Source organism: Mesorhizobium sp. P3_A9, assembly GCF_056402975.1.
Genome location: NZ_JBFUGJ010000813.1, coordinates 1 through 563, shown reverse-complemented (window position 1 = coordinate 563; position 563 = coordinate 1). Strand labels below are relative to the sequence as shown.

1 protein-coding gene is annotated in these 563 nt (G+C 60.0%); it reads left to right on the top strand.

From position 1 onward, the window contains the following. Positions 1 to 63: 63 nt before the first annotated feature. Positions 64 to 563 (top strand): transposase (locus AC1DX0_RS36885; protein WP_477359604.1); only part of this gene is annotated, 500 nt, incomplete at its 3' end.

The window sequence follows — 563 nt, the reverse complement described above, 5'->3', positions numbered from 1 at the left end:
GGGGGACTGTTGCGTAATTCGGTGGTTGTGATTCTCTGAGATTGACGCTCGGAGGGAATCACGATGGCAGTGAAGCAGACGGGTCAGTTGAGCTTGGCGGAAGCCTTTCTGGGCGGCAAGTTGGCAGGCGGTTCTTCGCCACTCGATCGATTGTCAGGTCTGGTGAAGTGGGACCGCTTCGAGAAGCTACTCAACCCGCTGCGCGATGGTGGACCGGGTCGGGCTGCCTGGCCACCGTTGGTCCTGTTCAAGGCGCTTTTGCTTCAATCTCTGTACGGACTGTCGGATCGCGAACTGGAGGAGGCGCTTGGCGACCGGCTGTCGTTCCGACGTTTCGTCGGGCTCGGACTGGAGGAGAGCATTCCCGACCACACKGTGCTTTCGCGCTTTCGCAACCTGCTTGTCGGCGAAGGTCTGTTCGAGAAGCTGTTTGGCGAACTGGACCGGCAGTTGGAGAAGGCTGGCGTGATCCTGAAGCGGGGCACGATGCTGGATGCCACGCTGATCAATGCGGTCTCATTGCCGCCGACGGACGAGCAGGCATCAAAGGAATGCAGATGCCC